The organism is Rhabdaerophilum sp. (assembly GCF_046092605.1).
Taxonomy (GTDB): domain Bacteria; phylum Pseudomonadota; class Alphaproteobacteria; order Rhizobiales; family Beijerinckiaceae; genus Rhabdaerophilum.
The window spans coordinates 1-16,250 of the sequence record NZ_JBJTDY010000163.1; the positions used below are offsets into that span (position 1 = coordinate 1).

Below are 16,250 nucleotides of genomic sequence, written 5' to 3' on the forward strand. Positions count from 1 at the left end.
ATCCTACGCGATATCATACCGTTATGCTACATCCGCCAACCCAAAATCAGCCCCCTCATGAATAAGACGGGCTAACTCCCTTGCCTTTTCCTCCGTTCGGCCGTAGGGACAGCGCCTTCATCGGGCGTGCCCGGTGATCAAAGCCGTGGCAGGCGGTTCCTCTCTCCTTGGTTCCCGGGAGGGCGGACATCAAGCCCCACCACGGTCCATTCACGGAACCTGTAACGCGGTTGCCCCCGAGGCTCTCGCGTCGCCGGTTCATCTGGAGAGAACGATGGCCAAGAAAATCATCGGCTTTATCAAGCTGCAAATCCCGGCTGGCGATGCCAAGCCGGCCCCGCCCGTTGGTCCGGCACTCGGCCAGCGCGGCCTGAACATCATGGAATTTTGCAAGGCGTTCAATGCCAAGACCGCGCAGTTGGAGAAGGGCACGCCCATCCCCGTGATCATCACCGCCTTTGCCGATCGCTCCTTCACCTTCGAGATGAAGCAGCCGCCGGTGACCTTCTTCCTGAAGAAGGCGGCGGGCCTGAAGCTCGGCAAGAAGCCGGCCTCCGGCTCGAAGACGCCGGGCAAGGGCGCATTCGTCGGCAAGGTGACCGAAGCGCAGCTGCGCGAGATCGCCGAGAAGAAGATCGTCGACCTCAACTGCGACACGATCGACAGCGCGGTCGCGATGATCCGTGGTTCGGCCCGCGCCATGGGCCTGGAAGTGGTTGGGTGAGCGCCATGAGCAATGTGAAGAACGCACCGAAGCTCGCCAAGCGCGTCGCCAAGACCCGCGAAGGCGTTGATCGCACCAAGCTCTACGGCCTCGACGAAGCTGTGAAGATGGTGAAGGACCGCGCGAGCGCGAAGTTCGATGAGACGATCGAGATCGCCATGAATCTCGGCGTTGATCCTCGCCATGCCGACCAGATGGTCCGCGGCGTCTGCAACCTGCCGAATGGCTCGGGCCGCACGGTGCGCGTTGCCGTCTTCGCCCGCGGCGCCAAGGCCGATGAGGCGAAGGCCGCGGGTGCCGATATCGTCGGCGCGGACGACCTCGTGGAAACGATCAATGGCGGCACGATCGATTTCGATCGCTGCATCGCGACCCCGGACATGATGGGCCTTGTCGGCCGTCTCGGCAAGGTTCTCGGCCCGCGCGGCCTGATGCCGAACCCGCGCGTCGGCACGGTCACGATGGACATCGCCGGCGCGGTTAAGGCCTCCAAGGGCGGCGCCGTCGAGTTCCGCGTCGAAAAGGCCGGCATCGTGCATGCCGGCATCGGCAAGGCCTCGTTCGACCAGGTCAAGCTCGCCGAGAACATCCGCGCCTTCGTGGATGCGGTGAACAAGGCGAAGCCGTCCGGCGCGAAGGGCACCTATCTCCAGCGCATCGCGATCTCCTCGACGATGGGCCCGGGCGTGAAGGTGGAAGTCGCTTCCGTGGTGGGCGGCGGCCAGCAGTAACCGGCCTGCGGCCAGAACAATCCAGGCCCCGCGCGCAAACGCGGGGCTTTTTTCGTTCTGGTCCCGGTCTTGACGCCTTGTCGATCCCGGGAAAGGCAAGGCAGCCGGATCAGGGGGCGATGGCCCTGCATTGGGGCGAAGCGGAGGGGCGGGATCACCTTTCCGAAATTTGTCAAGACCCCCCTTGCGTCAAAGGGGACAAGTCTTTAAAAGCCGCTTCTCGCCTTGGAGGGGGAGTGCCTGTCACGACTCCTTCTTGCTGTTGCCAATCGTGGCAAAACGCTGCGTGTAGAAGCCGGGTCGCCGGTTTTCGAAAGCGGGGCGATCCTGTCCGAGACTGCAGGTGCGCTCGCCAACAGAATGAATTTCCGATCACTCCTCGCTTCGGCGGCCGGGTGCGGGATTTTACTGGGGCGGCCATAATCCGGTTCCTTCCGCGAGGAAGAACCAACACCGGCCAAGCCGATCGCCGGTTGGGGGCCTGCATAGATGGGGAAGGGGATTTGCTGGCACCTGGGAGCAAGGCTCCGCAGGGCGCTGGCGGGTTTCGTTTCTCGGCCTTGGGTATGACGCGGTCTGGTCCGTGGCGTTCCGAGGGGACAGGCGAGCCATCTGGCTTCGCCGAAAGGTGTTTCCGGGTGGCAAGCATGGCAGGGCAGCCTGCCATTGAGCGTCTGGCGCCTGCCCGTCCCGGGAAAGTGCCAGGCAGAGCGTAACCGGGCCGGTGAACCGGCCAATCGGAGAAAGCACGTGGATAGAGCTGGAAAAGAAGTGCTCGTCTCGTCTCTCAACGACGTGTTCAGGAACACGGGCGTTGTGGTCGTGGCGCACTATTCCGGCCTCACCGTGGCGCAGATCCAGAAGCTTCGTCGCGAGATGAAGAAGGCTGGCGCCTCGGTGAAGGTTGCGAAGAACCGCCTCGTGAAGATCGCGCTCGATGGAACCGAAGTTCAGTCCATCACCTCCTACCTCAAGGGCCCGACCATTCTGCTTTATTCGCAGGACCCGGTGGCGGCTCCGAAAGTGGCGATGGCGTTCGCGAAGGAACACGACAAGCTCGTGGTTCTCGGCGGCGCGATGGGCCGGACGGCGCTCAACGCCGATGGTGTGAAGGCTCTGGCCACCATGCCGTCGCTCGATGAGCTGCGCGCGAAGCTCGTGGGCCTCATCCAGGCTCCGGCGACGAAGATCGCGCAGGTTTCCACCGCACCCGCCGCGAAGCTCGCGCGCGTGTTCGGGGCGTATGCCAACCGCGATCAGGCGGCCTGAAGCTGAAAAAACCCGACCGAACCGGCAAGAAGCGTGGCTTTTCCGCCGTTTCGACCCTTGCAAGACACGAAACGAAACCCGAAGTTAAGGACCTGTCCAATGGCTGATCTGTCGAAGCTCGTTGACGAGCTTTCCAACCTCACCGTTCTCGAAGCCGCCGAGCTCGCCAAGATGCTCGAGGAGAAGTGGGGCGTTTCCGCCGCTGCCGCCGTGGCCGTGGCCGCTGCTCCGGCTGCTGGTGGCGCTGCTGCCGCACCGGTGGAGGAGAAGACCGAGTTCACGGTTGTTCTCGCCGCCGCTGGCGACAAGAAGATCGAAGTGATCAAGGAAGTCCGCGCCATTACCGGCCTGGGCCTCAAGGAAGCCAAGGACCTCGTCGAGGGCGCGCCGAAGACCGTGAAGGAAGGCGTTTCCAAGGACGAGTCCGAGAAGTTGAAGAAGCAGCTCGAGGCGGTTGGCGCCAAGGTCGAGCTGAAGTAAGTGCGTCGCCCTGTTTCCGGGTGATCCGGTTTCCATCCCGCGCGGGGGTTTCCCGCGCGGGGTTTTTGGCGTCGGAAGGCCGTGATAGGCCGCAGGAGGGACGTTCCGCCCGAAGACTGGCTGACCTCGCGGGGTCCTGGCACAGTCTTTCGGCCGACCGTTTACACAGACTGGTTTGATTGGCGAGGAACGAGATGGCGCAGGCGATCATGGCTCCGTCGGGTAAGGCGAGCACCCTGGTGGGGCGCAAGCGGATCCGGAAATTTTTCGGAAACATCCGCGAGGCGATCGAGATGCCGAACCTCATCGAGGTTCAGAAGGCATCCTATGATCAGTTCCTCATGGTCGAAGAGCCGAAGGGTGGCCGGCCCGACGAGGGGCTGCAGGGTGTGTTCAAGTCGGTGTTCCCGATTTCGGATTTCTCCGGCGCGTCGCTTTTGGAATTCGTCCGCTACACCTTCGAGACCCCGAAATTCGACGTGGATGAGTGCCGCCAGCGCGGCATCACCTTCGCGGCGCCGCTGAAGGTGACGCTCCGCCTCATCGTGTTCGATGTGGACCAGGACACCGGTGCCCGCTCCGTGAAGGACATCAAGGAGCAGGACGTCTACATGGGCGACATGCCGCTCATGACATCGAACGGTACCTTCATCGTCAACGGCACTGAGCGCGTCATCGTCAGCCAGATGCACCGTTCGCCGGGCGTGTTCTTCGACCACGACAAGGGCAAGAGCCACTCTTCGGGCAAGCTCCTGTTCGCGGCCCGCATCATTCCCTATCGCGGCTCGTGGCTCGATATCGAGTTCGACGCGAAGGACATCGTGCATGCGCGGATCGACCGTCGCCGCAAGATCCCGGTGACGAGCCTGTTCTATGCGCTGGGCATGGATGGCGAGGAAATCCTCTCGACCTTCTATCGCGCGGTGACCTACACCCGCACGAAGGATTCCTGGCGCCTTCCCTATGATCCGGATCGCTTCAAGGGCCTGAAGGCGACGGTGGACTACATCGACGCCGAGACTGGCGAAGTCGTGATCGAGACCGGCCGCAAGATGACCGTGCGCGCGGCCCGCCAGCTTGCCGAAAAGGGCCTGAAATTCCTGCGCGCCACCAACGAGGATCTCGTTGGCCAGCATGTCTCGGAAGACATCGTGAACCGGGAAACCGGCGAGATCTTCGCCGAGGCCGGCGACGAGATTTCCGAGAAGCTGCTGAAGCTCTTCGAGGAAATGGGCGTCAATGAACTCGCGGTTCTCGACATCGACCATGTCAATGTCGGCCCCTATATCCGTAACACCCTCGCGGCGGACAAGAACGAGGCGCGTGAAGAGGCGCTGTTCGACATCTACCGCGTGATGCGTCCGGGCGAGCCGCCGACCATGGACACGGCGGAAGCCATGTTCCACTCGCTGTTCTTCGACGCCGAGCGCTACGATCTCTCCGCCGTCGGCCGCGTGAAGATGAACATGCGCCTCGATCTCGACGCGGAGGATACGGTTCGCATCCTGCGCAAGGAGGATATCCTTGCGGTGGCGAAGGCGCTGGTCGAACTCCGCGATGGCCGTGGCGAGGTGGACGATATCGACCATCTCGGCAACCGCCGCGTGCGCTCGGTCGGCGAGCTCATGGAGAACCAGTATCGCCTGGGGCTGCTGCGCATGGAGCGCGCGATCAAGGAGCGCATGTCGTCGGTCGATATCGACACCGTCATGCCGCAGGACCTGATCAACGCGAAGCCGGCCGCCGCCGCCGTGCGCGAGTTCTTCGGCTCCTCGCAGCTCTCGCAATTCATGGACCAGACCAACCCGCTCTCCGAGATCACCCACAAGCGGCGCCTCTCGGCGCTTGGCCCGGGCGGCCTCACGCGTGAGCGCGCCGGCTTCGAGGTGCGCGACGTGCACCCGACGCATTACGGCCGCATCTGCCCGATCGAGACGCCGGAAGGCCCGAATATCGGCCTCATCAACTCGCTCGCGACCTTCGCGCGCGTGAACAAATACGGCTTCATCGAGAGCCCCTTCCGCCGCGTGCGCGACGGCAAGGTGACCGACGAGGTCGTCTATCTCTCGGCGATGGAAGAGCAGAAGCACTATGTCGCGCAGGCGAATGTGGCGACGGACGGCCAGGGCCGCCTGACCGACGATCTCATCGTCGCGCGCCATGCGGGTGACGTCATCACCGTTCCGGTCGAGACGGTCGACCTGATGGATGTGTCGCCGAAGCAGCTCGTCTCGGTCGCGGCCGCGCTCATTCCGTTCCTCGAGAACGATGACGCGAACCGCGCGCTGATGGGTTCGAACATGCAGCGTCAGGCCGTGCCGCTGGTGCGTTCGGATGCGCCTTTCGTCGGCACCGGCATGGAATCGGTCGTCGCACGGGATTCCGGCGCGGCGATTGCCGCCCGCCGTTCGGGCGTGGTCGACCAGGTGGATGCGACCCGCATCGTGATCCGCGCGACGGACGAGATGGACCCGGCAAAGCCAGGCGTTGACATCTATCGCATGATGAAGTTCCAGCGTTCGAACCAGTCGACCTGCATCAACCAGCGCCCTCTGGTGAAGCCGGGCGATGTCGTCTCGAAGGGCGATATCATCGCGGATGGCCCCTCGACCGATCTCGGCGATCTGGCGCTTGGCCGCAACGTGCTCGTCGCGTTCATGCCGTGGAATGGCTACAACTTCGAAGATTCGATCCTTCTTTCCGAGCGCATCGTGAAGGAAGACGTGTTCACCTCGATCCATATCGAGGAATTCGAGGTGATGGCCCGGGATACCAAGCTCGGCCCCGAGGAAATCACCCGCGACATTCCGAACGTCTCGGAAGAAGCGCTGAAGAACCTCGACGAAGCCGGCATCGTCTATATCGGCGCGGAAGTGCAGGCGGGTGACATCCTCGTCGGCAAGATCACGCCGAAGGGCGAGAGCCCGATGACGCCGGAAGAGAAGCTTCTCCGTGCGATCTTCGGCGAGAAGGCCTCGGATGTGCGCGATACCTCGCTCCGTGTGCCGCCGGGCGTGCAGGGCACGATCGTGGAAGTGCGCGTGTTCAACCGCCATGGCGTGGACAAGGACGAGCGCGCCCAGGCGATCGAGCGCGAGGAAATCGAGCGTCTCGCGAAGGACCGCGACGACGAGCTCGCGATCCTCGACCGCAACACCTATGGCCGCCTCGCCGACATGATCGTCGGAAAGCCGGGCATTGCCGGCCCGAAAGGCTTCAAGAAGGACACGGACATCACCCGCGAGGCCCTCGATGGCTTCCCGCGGTCGCAATGGTGGCTGTTCGCGGTTCCCGATGACAAGCTCATGGGTGAACTGGAAGCGATGCGGAAGCAATACGACGAAGCGAAAAAGGCGCTCGAGCAGCGCTTCCTCGACAAGGTCGAGAAGCTGCAGCGCGGCGACGAACTTCCGCCGGGCGTGATGAAGATGGTCAAGGTCTTCATCGCCGTGAAGCGCAAGATCCAGCCGGGCGACAAGATGGCCGGCCGTCATGGCAACAAGGGCGTCGTCTCGAAGATCGTTCCGATCGAGGACATGCCGTTCCTGGATGACGGCACGCATGTGGACGTGGTGCTGAATCCGCTCGGCGTGCCCTCGCGCATGAATGTCGGCCAGATTCTCGAAACGCACCTTGGCTGGGCCTGCGCGGGGCTCGGCAAGCAGATTTCGGATGCGGTCAACACCTACATGAAGTCGGGCGATGCCAAGCCGCTGCGCACGAAGATGGAAGATATCTACGGGCAGGACCCGCAGGTGACCCAGCTCACGGATTCCGATCTCGCGGCCACCGCGAAGAATCTTGCGCGCGGCGTGCCGATCGCGACTCCGGTCTTCGATGGCGCGAAGGAAGCGGATATCGAGCAGTATCTGGAAAAGGCGGGTCTCGATCCGTCGGGCCAGGTGACCCTGTTCGACGGCCGCACCGGCGAGCCCTTCGATCGCAAGGTGACGGTGGGCTACATCTACATCCTGAAGCTGCACCATCTCGTGGATGACAAGATCCACGCCCGTTCGATCGGTCCTTACTCGCTCGTCACCCAGCAGCCGCTGGGCGGCAAGGCGCAGTTCGGCGGCCAGCGCTTCGGCGAAATGGAGGTCTGGGCGCTCGAAGCCTATGGCGCCGCCTATACGCTGCAGGAAATGCTGACCGTGAAGTCGGACGACGTGGCGGGCCGCACCCAGGTCTACGAGAGCATCGGGCGCGGCGAGGACACTTTCGAGAGCGGCATCCCCGAGAGCTTCAACGTTCTCGTCAAGGAAATGCGCTCGCTGGGCCTCAACGTCGAGCTTCAGCAGAACAAGATCGTCAACGACAAGCTTCCGCCCGCGGAAGCCGCCGAGTGAGTTCGCCCCGGCGCGGAACCTCCGCGCCACTTGCGGGGAGCGAAGTGTTCTTTGCTCCCTGCGCCCAGCGCCCCGATTTCCATATTTCCGGACGACCGGCCTTCCTCCCCCCGGTGTCCTCAAGGAGAATGTCATGAAGCAGGACGTCATGAACATCTTCAGCCCGGCGGTCAGCCCGCAGGCGTTCGACAACATCAAGATCTCGATCGCCTCGCCGGAGAAGATTCTCTCGTGGTCCTACGGCGAGATCAAGAAGCCCGAGACGATCAACTACCGCACCTTCAAGCCGGAGCGGGATGGCCTGTTCTGCGCGCGCATCTTCGGCCCGATCAAGGATTACGAGTGCCTGTGCGGCAAGTACAAGCGCATGAAATACAAGGGAATCATCTGCGAGAAATGCGGTGTGGAAGTGACGCTGAGCCGCGTGCGGCGCGAGCGCATGGGCCATATCGAGCTCGCCGCGCCCGTGGCGCATATCTGGTTCCTGAAATCGCTGCCGAGCCGCATCGCCCTGCTGCTCGACACCGCGCTGAAGGATATCGAGCGCGTCCTCTATTTCGAAAGCTACATCGTGATCGAGCCGGGCCTCACCCCGCTGAAGCAGTATCAGCTGCTCTCGGAGGACGAGTTCCTGCGCGCGCAGGACGAATATGGCCAGGACAGCTTCACCGGCATGATCGGCGCGGAAGCCATCCGCGAGATGCTGCGTTCGCTCGACCTGCCGAAGATCGCCGGCGACCTGCGCGAGGAAATCGGCCAGACCGATTCCGACCTCAAGAAGAAGAAGCTCGCCAAGCGCCTGAAGATCATCGAGGCCTTCATGCAGTCCGGCAACAAGCCGGAATGGATGATCATGACCGTCATCCCGGTGATCCCGCCGGATCTGCGCCCGCTGGTGCCGCTGGATGGCGGCCGCTTCGCGACCTCGGACCTGAATGATCTCTACCGCCGCGTCATCAACCGCAACAACCGCCTGAAGCGGCTGATGGAACTGCGCGCGCCGGATATTATCATCCGCAACGAGAAGCGCATGCTTCAGGAAGCGGTGGACGCGCTGTTTGACAACGGCCGTCGCGGCCGCGTCATCACCGGCGCCAACAAGCGTCCTCTGAAGTCGCTCGCCGATATGCTCAAGGGCAAGCAGGGCCGCTTCCGCCAGAACCTGCTCGGCAAGCGCGTCGATTATTCCGGCCGCTCGGTCATCACCGTGGGCCCGGAACTGAAGCTGCATCAATGCGGCCTGCCGAAGAAGATGGCGCTCGAGCTCTTCAAGCCGTTCATCTACTCGAAGCTTGATGCCCGCGGCCTCTCCGCCACCGTGAAACAGGCGAAGAAGCTCGTCGAGAAGGAGCGTCCCGAGGTCTGGGACATCCTCGACGAGGTGATCCGCGAACATCCGGTAATGCTGAACCGCGCGCCGACTTTGCATCGCCTCGGCATCCAGGCCTTCGAGCCGGTGCTGGTGGAAGGCAAGGCGATCCAGCTGCATCCGCTCGTCTGCACCGCGTTCAACGCGGATTTCGATGGCGACCAGATGGCCGTGCATGTTCCGCTGAGCCTCGAGGCGCAGCTGGAAGCGCGCGTGCTGATGATGTCGACCAACAACATCCTGCACCCCGCGAACGGCCAGCCGATCATCGTTCCGTCGCAGGACATTGTTCTCGGCCTCTATTACCTCTCCATCATGGCGGATGGCGAACCGGGGCAGGGCAAGGTTTTCTCGAACCTGGCCGAGATCGAGCATGCGCTCGCCGCGAAGGTCATCACCTACCATTCCAAGATCAGGTATCGCTGGGAAGGCATTGACCAGAACGGCAAGCCATATCGCAGGACCTACGAGACAAGCCCGGGCCGCGTGGTGCTTTCTCAGCACCTGCCGAAGCATCCGCTCGTCTCCTTCGACGCCGTCAACAAGCTGATGACGAAGAAGGAAATCTCCGGGATGATTGACGTGGTCTACCGGAGCTGCGGCCAGAAAGAGGCGGTCATCTTCTGCGATCGCATCATGAGCATGGGCTTCTACCATGCCTACAAGGCCGGCATTTCCTTCGGCAAGGATGACATGCTCATCCCCGAGAACAAGTGGGGAATCGTCAACGAGACGCGCGCCTACACGAAGGAATTCGAGCAGCAATATCAGGACGGCCTGATCACGCAGGGCGAGAAATACAACAAGGTCGTGGATGCCTGGGCGAAGTGCTCGGATCGTCTCGCGAACGAGATGATGAACCGCATCTCGGCCGTCCGGAAGGACGATGCCGGCCGCGACAGGCCCGTGAACTCCATCTACATGATGAGCCACTCGGGCGCCCGCGGCTCGCCGACCCAGATGAAGCAGCTGGCGGCGATGCGGGGCCTGATGACCAAACCGTCGGGCGAGATCATCGAAACGCCGATCATCTCGAACTTCAAGGAAGGCCTGACCGTTCTCGAGTATTTCAACTCGACCCACGGGGCCCGCAAAGGTCTGGCCGATACCGCGCTCAAGACCGCGAATTCGGGTTATCTCACCCGCCGTCTCGTGGACGTGGCGCAGGATGCGGTCATCTCCTCGACCGATTGCGGCACCGAGAACGGCATCACGACCCGCGCCATCATCGATGCCGGCAATGTGGTGGCCTCGCTCGCGAGCCGCATTCTTGGCCGCACTGCGGCGGAAGATGTGGTTGATCCTGTCACGCAGGCCGTGGTTATTCCGCGCGGCCGCCTGATGGACGAGAAGGACGTCGCGAATGTGACGGCCGCCGGCGTCCAGCAAGTGAAGATCCGCTCGGTGCTCACCTGCGAGGCGGCGCGTGGCGTCTGCGCGACCTGCTACGGTCGTGATCTGGCGCGCGGCACGCCCGTCAACATGGGCGAGGCCGTCGGTGTCATCGCCGCGCAGTCGATCGGCGAGCCGGGCACCCAGCTCACCATGCGCACCTTCCATATCGGTGGCGCGGCGCAGATCAACGAGCAATCCTCGCTGGATTCGAATTTCGAAGGCACCGTGTCGATCAAGAATCGCCACGTGGCGCGCAATTCGGAAGGCGACCTGATCGCCATGGGCCGCAACATCGTTGTGGCCGTTGTCGGTCCGGACGGTGTCGAGCGCGCCACCCATCGCATCCAGTATGGCGCGAAGCTCAGGGTCGACGAGGGCGACAAGCTCAAGCGCGGCCAGCGCATCGCCGAATGGGACCCCTTCACCCGTCCGATCATCACCGAGGTCGAGGGCAAGATCCGCTTCGATGACCTCGTGGAAGGCTCCTCGATGTCGGAAGCGGTGGATGAATCCACCGGCATCGCGAAGCGCGTCGTCACCGATTGGCGCGGTTCGGCCCGCACGTCGGATCTGAAGCCGGCGCTGACGATCGTCGATGATGCCGGCAAGGTGATCAAGCTGCCGCGTGGCGGCGATGCCAAGTACATGTTGCCGGTGGACGCGATCATCGCGGTCGATCCGGCCGGCAAGGTGAAGGCGGGCGACGTCATCGCGCGCATCCCGACCGAGAGCGCCAAGACGCGCGACATCACGGGCGGTCTGCCGCGCGTGGCGGAGCTGTTCGAGGCCCGTCGTCCGAAGGAAGCCGCGATCATCGCGGAAGTCTCCGGCACGATCCAGTTCGGGCGCGACTACAAGAACAAGCGTCGCGTCTCCATCATCCCGGACGAGGAGGGGCTCGAGCCGATCGAGTACCTGATCCCGAAGGGCAAGCACATCCATCTGCAGGATGGCGACCATGTGGAGAAGGGCGACTTCATCCTCGAAGGCCCGCCGGCACCGCATGACATCCTCGCCGTGAAGGGCGTGGAAGAGCTGGCCGCGTTCCTCGTGAACGAGATTCAGGAAGTCTACCGCTTGCAGGGTGTCAACATCAACGACAAGCACATCGAGGTGATCGTTCGCCAGATGCTCCGCAAATACGAGATTCAGGATCCGGGCGATTCCGATCTCCTGGCCGAGGAGCAGGTGGACAAGCTGGAGCTCGACGAGATCAACGCGATGCTGGCCGAACAGGGCAAGAAGCTTGCGGTGGGCGTGCCGGTTCTCTTGGGCATCACCAAGGCCTCGCTGCAGACCCGCTCCTTCGTGTCGGCGGCCTCGTTCCAGGAGACCACCCGCGTGCTCACGGAAGCGGCGGTCAATGGCAAGGTGGATACGCTGGACGGCCTCAAGGAGAACGTGATCGTCGGCCGCCTGATCCCGGCCGGCACCGGCCAGATCATGAGCCGCATCCGCGAGGTGGCGACCCGCCGCGACGACCTCATCGTTGCGCAGCAGGAAACCGAGGCGCGGACGGCGGCGAACGACGCGGCCCCGGCGCTGCCTGCGGCGGAGTGACACTTGGCCAGGCGTGGGGTGCCGCGCCTGCACGGCTTCGACGAAACAGGGCGGAGGTGACCCCGCCATTTTTCGTATCGCGTTTGGGGCCGGGCTGATCTGCCGCAATCCGGCAGTTGCGGGTTTCGGCTAATCTTTCACCATCTGGTCACGGGCTGCGAGCAGGAGGCGGGCATGGCGAAAAGGATCGTCATCATCCGGGGGCATCCGGACAGCGCTCATACGCATTTCTGCGATGCCTTGGTTGAAGCCTATCGGAGCGGCGCGGAAGCGGCGGGTCATTCGGTCGAGGTGCTCGATCCCGCGACGATGGAGCTGCCCTATCTCCGTTCCGGCCAGGTCTGGAAGCTGCCCGCGCCCCACGAGGATATCCGGCGCGCGCAGGAGGCGATCTTCCGCGCGGAGCATCTGGTGATCGTCTATCCGCTCTGGCTCGGCGACATGCCGGCGCTGCTCAAGTCCTTCTTCGAGCAGGTGAGTTGCAATGGCTTCGTGATGTCGATCGGGCCGGATGGCCGCTGGCTGCAGGGGCTCAAGGGCAAATCGGCGCGAATCATCGTCACGATGGGCATGCCGGCGCTGATCTACCGGCTCTATTTCTTCTCGCATTCGCTCAAGAGCCTCGAGCGCAACATCCTGAAATTCGCGGGCGTCGCGCCGGTGCGCTCGACCCTGATCGGCGCGATCGAGAAGGGCGCGGAATACCGACGGCAATGGCTCGAAACGGTCACGAAATTGGGCCGGGAGGCCGCGTGAGCGAGCCATGCGGTGGGGAGGAAGCGCACATGCGGAGCAAGATGGCGCGACGCGGTAATTTCCGGTTGACTTTCCTCCGGTGCCGAGTCAGAAGCAGGGCATTCGGCAGGCCGTGATCCGTGCATGCTCAGCGCAGCTTTCGCTGAACGAACCGGATCAAACGCTGCCTTTCTAGCGACCTGGAATACAATCGGTCCTGGGCCTTTTCGGCTCCCGGTCTGATCCGGTCATGATCCCGTGGGGTTCGTCTCCGCGCGATCCTCCGTTTCTGCGCCGTTTGGGCCTTGCCTTGGCACGGCCCGAAGGGTGCGGTTTGTGCTTGACCGGACGGCATCGGGTGGCTGGCGGGTGCGAACCTCCCTCGGGAGTCCATTCGGGATGGGCCACACGGCCCGCAAGAGGTCGCCTCGGCGGCCGAGAGATGAAAAGGGCATCGAATGCCGACTATTAGCCAGCTGATCCGGAAGGCCCGGAGCGCGCAGAAGACCCGGGACAAGGCTCCCGCCCTTCAGTCGTGCCCGCAGAAGCGCGGCGTCTGCACCCGCGTCTACACGACGACCCCGAAGAAGCCGAACTCGGCGCTTCGCAAGGTCGCGAAGGTGCGTCTGACGAACGGCTACGAGGTCATCGGCTACATTCCCGGGGAAGGCCATAACCTTCAGGAGCACTCCGTGGTCATGATCCGCGGCGGCCGCGTGAAGGACCTTCCGGGCGTGCGCTATCACATTCTGCGCGGCGTGCTCGATACGCAGGGCGTCAAGGACCGCAAGCAGCGTCGTTCGAAATACGGCGCGAAGCGGCCGAAGTAAGGGGTTATCGACATGTCTCGTCGTCACGCAGCTGAGAAGCGCGAGATCATTCCGGACGCCAAGTTTGGCGATATCGTCGTGACCAAGTTCATGAACGCGGTCATGCACGAGGGCAAGAAGTCGGTTGCCGAGGGCATCGTCTATGGAGCCTTCGACATCATCGAAGCCCGCGCCAAGGCCGATCCGCTGCCGATGTTCAAGCAGGCGCTCGACAATGTCGCGCCGGCGGTGGAAGTGCGGTCGCGTCGTGTTGGCGGTGCCACCTATCAGGTGCCGGTCGAGGTTCGCCCGGAGCGCCGCCAGGCGCTGGCGATCCGCTGGATCATCACGGCCGCCCGCGGCCGCAACGACAAGACCATGGTGGAGCGCCTCTCGTCCGAGCTTCTCGATGCCGCCAACAATCGCGGTGCTGCCGTGAAGAAGCGCGAAGAGACTCACCGGATGGCCGAAGCCAACCGCGCCTTCTCGCATTACCGCTGGTAACCCGTTTCGCGCTGACGAGGATCTGACATGCCCCGCCAATATTCGCTCGAGGATTACCGCAACTTCGGCATCATGGCCCATATCGATGCCGGCAAGACGACGACCACCGAGCGTATCCTTTACTATACCGGCAAGAGCCACAAGATCGGTGAAGTGCACGAAGGTGCTGCGACCATGGACTTCATGGAGCAGGAGCAGGAGCGCGGCATCACGATCACGTCGGCCGCGACGACCGCCTTCTGGCAGGGCCGCGACGGCAAGAAGAAGCGCCTGAACATCATCGACACTCCGGGCCACGTCGATTTCACGATCGAGGTCGAGCGTTCGCTGCGCGTGCTCGATGGCGCGGTCTGCGTTCTGGATTCGAACCAGGGCGTCGAGCCGCAGACGGAGACCGTCTGGCGCCAGGGCGACAAGTACAAAGTTCCCCGGATCGTCTTCGCCAACAAGATGGACAAGACGGGCGCGGATTTCTACAAGTGCCTCGACGACATCGTGAAGCGCCTTGGTGCGAAGCCGGTCGCGATCCAACTGCCGATCGGCGCGGAATCCGATTTCAAGGGCATCATCGACCTCGTTCGCATGAAGGGCGTGGTCTGGGATGACGACCAGCTCGGTGCTTCCTATCGCGACATCGATATCCCGTCCGACATGGTCGAGAAGGCGACGCAATATCGCGAGCAGATGGTGGAAGCCGCCGTCGAGATGGATGACGCCGCGATGGAAGCTTATCTCGACGGCAACGAGCCCGACGAGGAGACCCTTCGCCGCTGCATCCGCAAGGCGGTGCTGACCAGCGCCTTTTATCCCGTTCTCTGCGGTTCCGCCTTCAAGAACAAGGGCGTGCAGACGCTTCTCGATGCGGTTGTCGACTTCCTGCCGTCTCCGCTCGATCGCCCGGCGATCAAGGGCATCGACGGCAAGACCGAGCAGGAGACGACCCGTCCGGCCTCCGACGACCAGCCTCTCTCGATGCTCGCCTTCAAGATCATGGACGACCCCTACGGCGTTCTGACCTTCTGCCGGATATATTCGGGCAAGCTGGAATCCGGTTCCACGCTTCTCAACGCCACGCGCGAGAAGCGCGAACGCATCGGCCGCATGCTGCTGATGCATGCGAATAACCGCGAGGAAATCAAGGAAGCCTATGCCGGCGACATCATCGCCGTGGTGGGCCTCAAGGATTCCCGCACCGGTGACACGATCTGCGATCCGAACGCGCCGGTCATTCTCGAGCGCATGGAATTTCCGGAGCCCGTCATCGAGATGGCGGTGGAGCCGAAGTCGAAGGGCGATCAGGAAAAGATGGCCATCGCGCTTGGCAAACTCGCGGCGGAGGATCCGTCCTTCCGTGTGTCGACCGACCAGGAATCCGGCCAGACCATCATCAAGGGCATGGGCGAGCTTCACCTCGACATCAAGGTCGACATCCTGAAGCGCACGCACAAGGTGGAAGTGAACGTGGGCGCCCCCCAGGTGGCCTATCGCGAAACCATCACCCGTGTCGTGGATCACGATTACACCCACAAGAAACAGTCGGGTGGTTCGGGGCAGTTCGCCCGGATCAAGTTCACGGTCGAGCCGAATGAGGCGGGCAAGGGCTTCCAGTTCGAATCAAAGATCATCGGCGGCACGGTTCCGAAGGAATTCATTCCGGGCGTCGAGAAGGGTCTCGAAAGTGTGATCGGTTCGGGCCCGCTCGCGGGGTTCCCGGTCGTGGACGTGAAGGTCACGCTGACGGACGGCGCCGCTCACGAGGTCGATTCGTCGGCCATCGCCTTCGAAATCGCGGCCCGCCAGGGTTTGCGCGAGGCCTTCCAGAAGAAGGAAGCCGGTGCGGTTCTGCTCGAGCCGATCATGAAGGTCGAGGTTGTGACGCCGGAAGACTTCACGGGTTCGGTCATCGGTGATCTGAACTCGCGGCGCGGCCAGATCCAGGGTCAGGATATGCGCGGCAACGCCAATGTCGTGAACGCCATGGTCCCCCTCGCCAACATGTTCGGCTACGTGAACACGCTGCGCTCCTTCAGCCAGGGCCGTGCCTCGTTCTCGATGTCGTTCGACCATTACGCCGAAGTGCCGCGCAACGTCGCGGACGAGGTGATCGCAAAATACGCGTAACCCCTTACGCGACCTGAAACATTCCGGCGGACCCGAAAGGTTTGCCACCTCATCCGGAGAAGAGTTCGATGGCCAAGGAAAAGTTCAACCGTTCGAAGCCGCATTGCAACATTGGCACGATTGGTCACGTTGACCACGGCAAGACGTCACTGACGGCTGCGATCACGAAAGTTCTGGCCGAGACGGGCGGGGCGACGTTCACGGCGT

At 63.0% G+C, this 16,250-nt stretch carries 11 protein-coding genes; all 11 read left to right on the forward strand.

Annotation, left to right across the window (positions count from 1 at the left end; all coding sequences use genetic code 11):
* The first annotated feature begins 274 nt into the window (after positions 1-274).
* Complete coding sequence (gene rplK, locus ACKODO_RS12650; protein WP_408983802.1) at positions 275-724, forward strand: 50S ribosomal protein L11; 450 nt, start codon at positions 275-277, stop codon at positions 722-724.
* A 5-nt stretch (positions 725-729) separates the two neighbouring features.
* On the forward strand, positions 730-1,455 hold the full coding sequence (rplA, locus tag ACKODO_RS12655) for a 50S ribosomal protein L1 (RefSeq protein ID WP_408983795.1): 726 nt from the start codon (positions 730-732) through the stop codon (positions 1,453-1,455).
* Positions 1,456-2,205: 750 nt separating this feature from the next.
* Positions 2,206-2,724: a 50S ribosomal protein L10 gene (gene rplJ, locus ACKODO_RS12660; RefSeq protein WP_408983796.1), complete on the forward strand. Its 519-nt coding sequence runs from the start codon at positions 2,206-2,208 to the stop codon at positions 2,722-2,724.
* 99 nt (positions 2,725-2,823) lie between these two features.
* Positions 2,824-3,204, forward strand: coding sequence for a 50S ribosomal protein L7/L12 (gene rplL / locus ACKODO_RS12665; RefSeq protein WP_290801884.1), 381 nt, complete (start codon positions 2,824-2,826; stop codon positions 3,202-3,204).
* A 209-nt stretch (positions 3,205-3,413) separates the two neighbouring features.
* Complete coding sequence (gene rpoB / locus ACKODO_RS12670) at positions 3,414-7,550, forward strand: DNA-directed RNA polymerase subunit beta (protein WP_408983803.1); 4,137 nt, start codon at positions 3,414-3,416, stop codon at positions 7,548-7,550.
* Between the two features lie 133 nt (positions 7,551-7,683).
* Positions 7,684-11,874, forward strand: a complete 4,191-nt coding sequence (gene rpoC, locus ACKODO_RS12675; protein WP_408983797.1) for a DNA-directed RNA polymerase subunit beta' — start codon at positions 7,684-7,686, stop codon at positions 11,872-11,874.
* 174 nt (positions 11,875-12,048) lie between these two features.
* Positions 12,049-12,630 (forward strand): NAD(P)H-dependent oxidoreductase, encoded by a 582-nt coding sequence (locus ACKODO_RS12680; protein WP_408983798.1) that lies wholly within the window; start codon positions 12,049-12,051, stop codon positions 12,628-12,630.
* 437 nt (positions 12,631-13,067) lie between these two features.
* The gene (rpsL, locus tag ACKODO_RS12685; protein ID WP_408983799.1) at positions 13,068-13,439 is read left to right on the forward strand and encodes a 30S ribosomal protein S12; all 372 of its coding nucleotides are present in this window, start codon (positions 13,068-13,070) and stop codon (positions 13,437-13,439) included.
* Between the two features lie 12 nt (positions 13,440-13,451).
* Positions 13,452-13,922, forward strand: coding sequence for a 30S ribosomal protein S7 (gene rpsG / locus ACKODO_RS12690; protein WP_408983800.1), 471 nt, complete (start codon positions 13,452-13,454; stop codon positions 13,920-13,922).
* Positions 13,923-13,949: 27 nt separating this feature from the next.
* On the forward strand, positions 13,950-16,043 hold the full coding sequence (gene fusA / locus ACKODO_RS12695) for an elongation factor G (RefSeq protein WP_408983801.1): 2,094 nt from the start codon (positions 13,950-13,952) through the stop codon (positions 16,041-16,043).
* A 68-nt stretch (positions 16,044-16,111) separates the two neighbouring features.
* A partial coding sequence (locus tag ACKODO_RS12700; RefSeq protein WP_408983752.1) for a GTP-binding protein occupies positions 16,112-16,250 on the forward strand: 139 nt, incomplete at its 3' end.

What these genes read in the sequence shown, in the direction of transcription:
- rplL (WP_290801884.1), top strand. Translation starts at nt 2,824, where the DNA reads ATGGCTGATCTGTCGAAGCTCGTTGACGAGCTTTCCAACCTCACCGTT.
- rpoB (WP_408983803.1), top strand. Translation starts at nt 3,414, where the DNA reads ATGGCTCCGTCGGGTAAGGCGAGCACCCTGGTGGGGCGCAAGCGGATC.
- rplK (WP_408983802.1), top strand. Translation starts at nt 275, where the DNA reads ATGGCCAAGAAAATCATCGGCTTTATCAAGCTGCAAATCCCGGCTGGC.
- rpsG (WP_408983800.1), top strand. Translation starts at nt 13,452, where the DNA reads ATGTCTCGTCGTCACGCAGCTGAGAAGCGCGAGATCATTCCGGACGCC.
- rpoC (WP_408983797.1), top strand. Translation starts at nt 7,684, where the DNA reads ATGAAGCAGGACGTCATGAACATCTTCAGCCCGGCGGTCAGCCCGCAG.
- fusA (WP_408983801.1), top strand. Translation starts at nt 13,950, where the DNA reads ATGCCCCGCCAATATTCGCTCGAGGATTACCGCAACTTCGGCATCATG.
- ACKODO_RS12680 (WP_408983798.1), top strand. Translation starts at nt 12,049, where the DNA reads ATGGCGAAAAGGATCGTCATCATCCGGGGGCATCCGGACAGCGCTCAT.
- rplA (WP_408983795.1), top strand. Translation starts at nt 730, where the DNA reads ATGAGCAATGTGAAGAACGCACCGAAGCTCGCCAAGCGCGTCGCCAAG.
- rpsL (WP_408983799.1), top strand. Translation starts at nt 13,068, where the DNA reads ATGCCGACTATTAGCCAGCTGATCCGGAAGGCCCGGAGCGCGCAGAAG.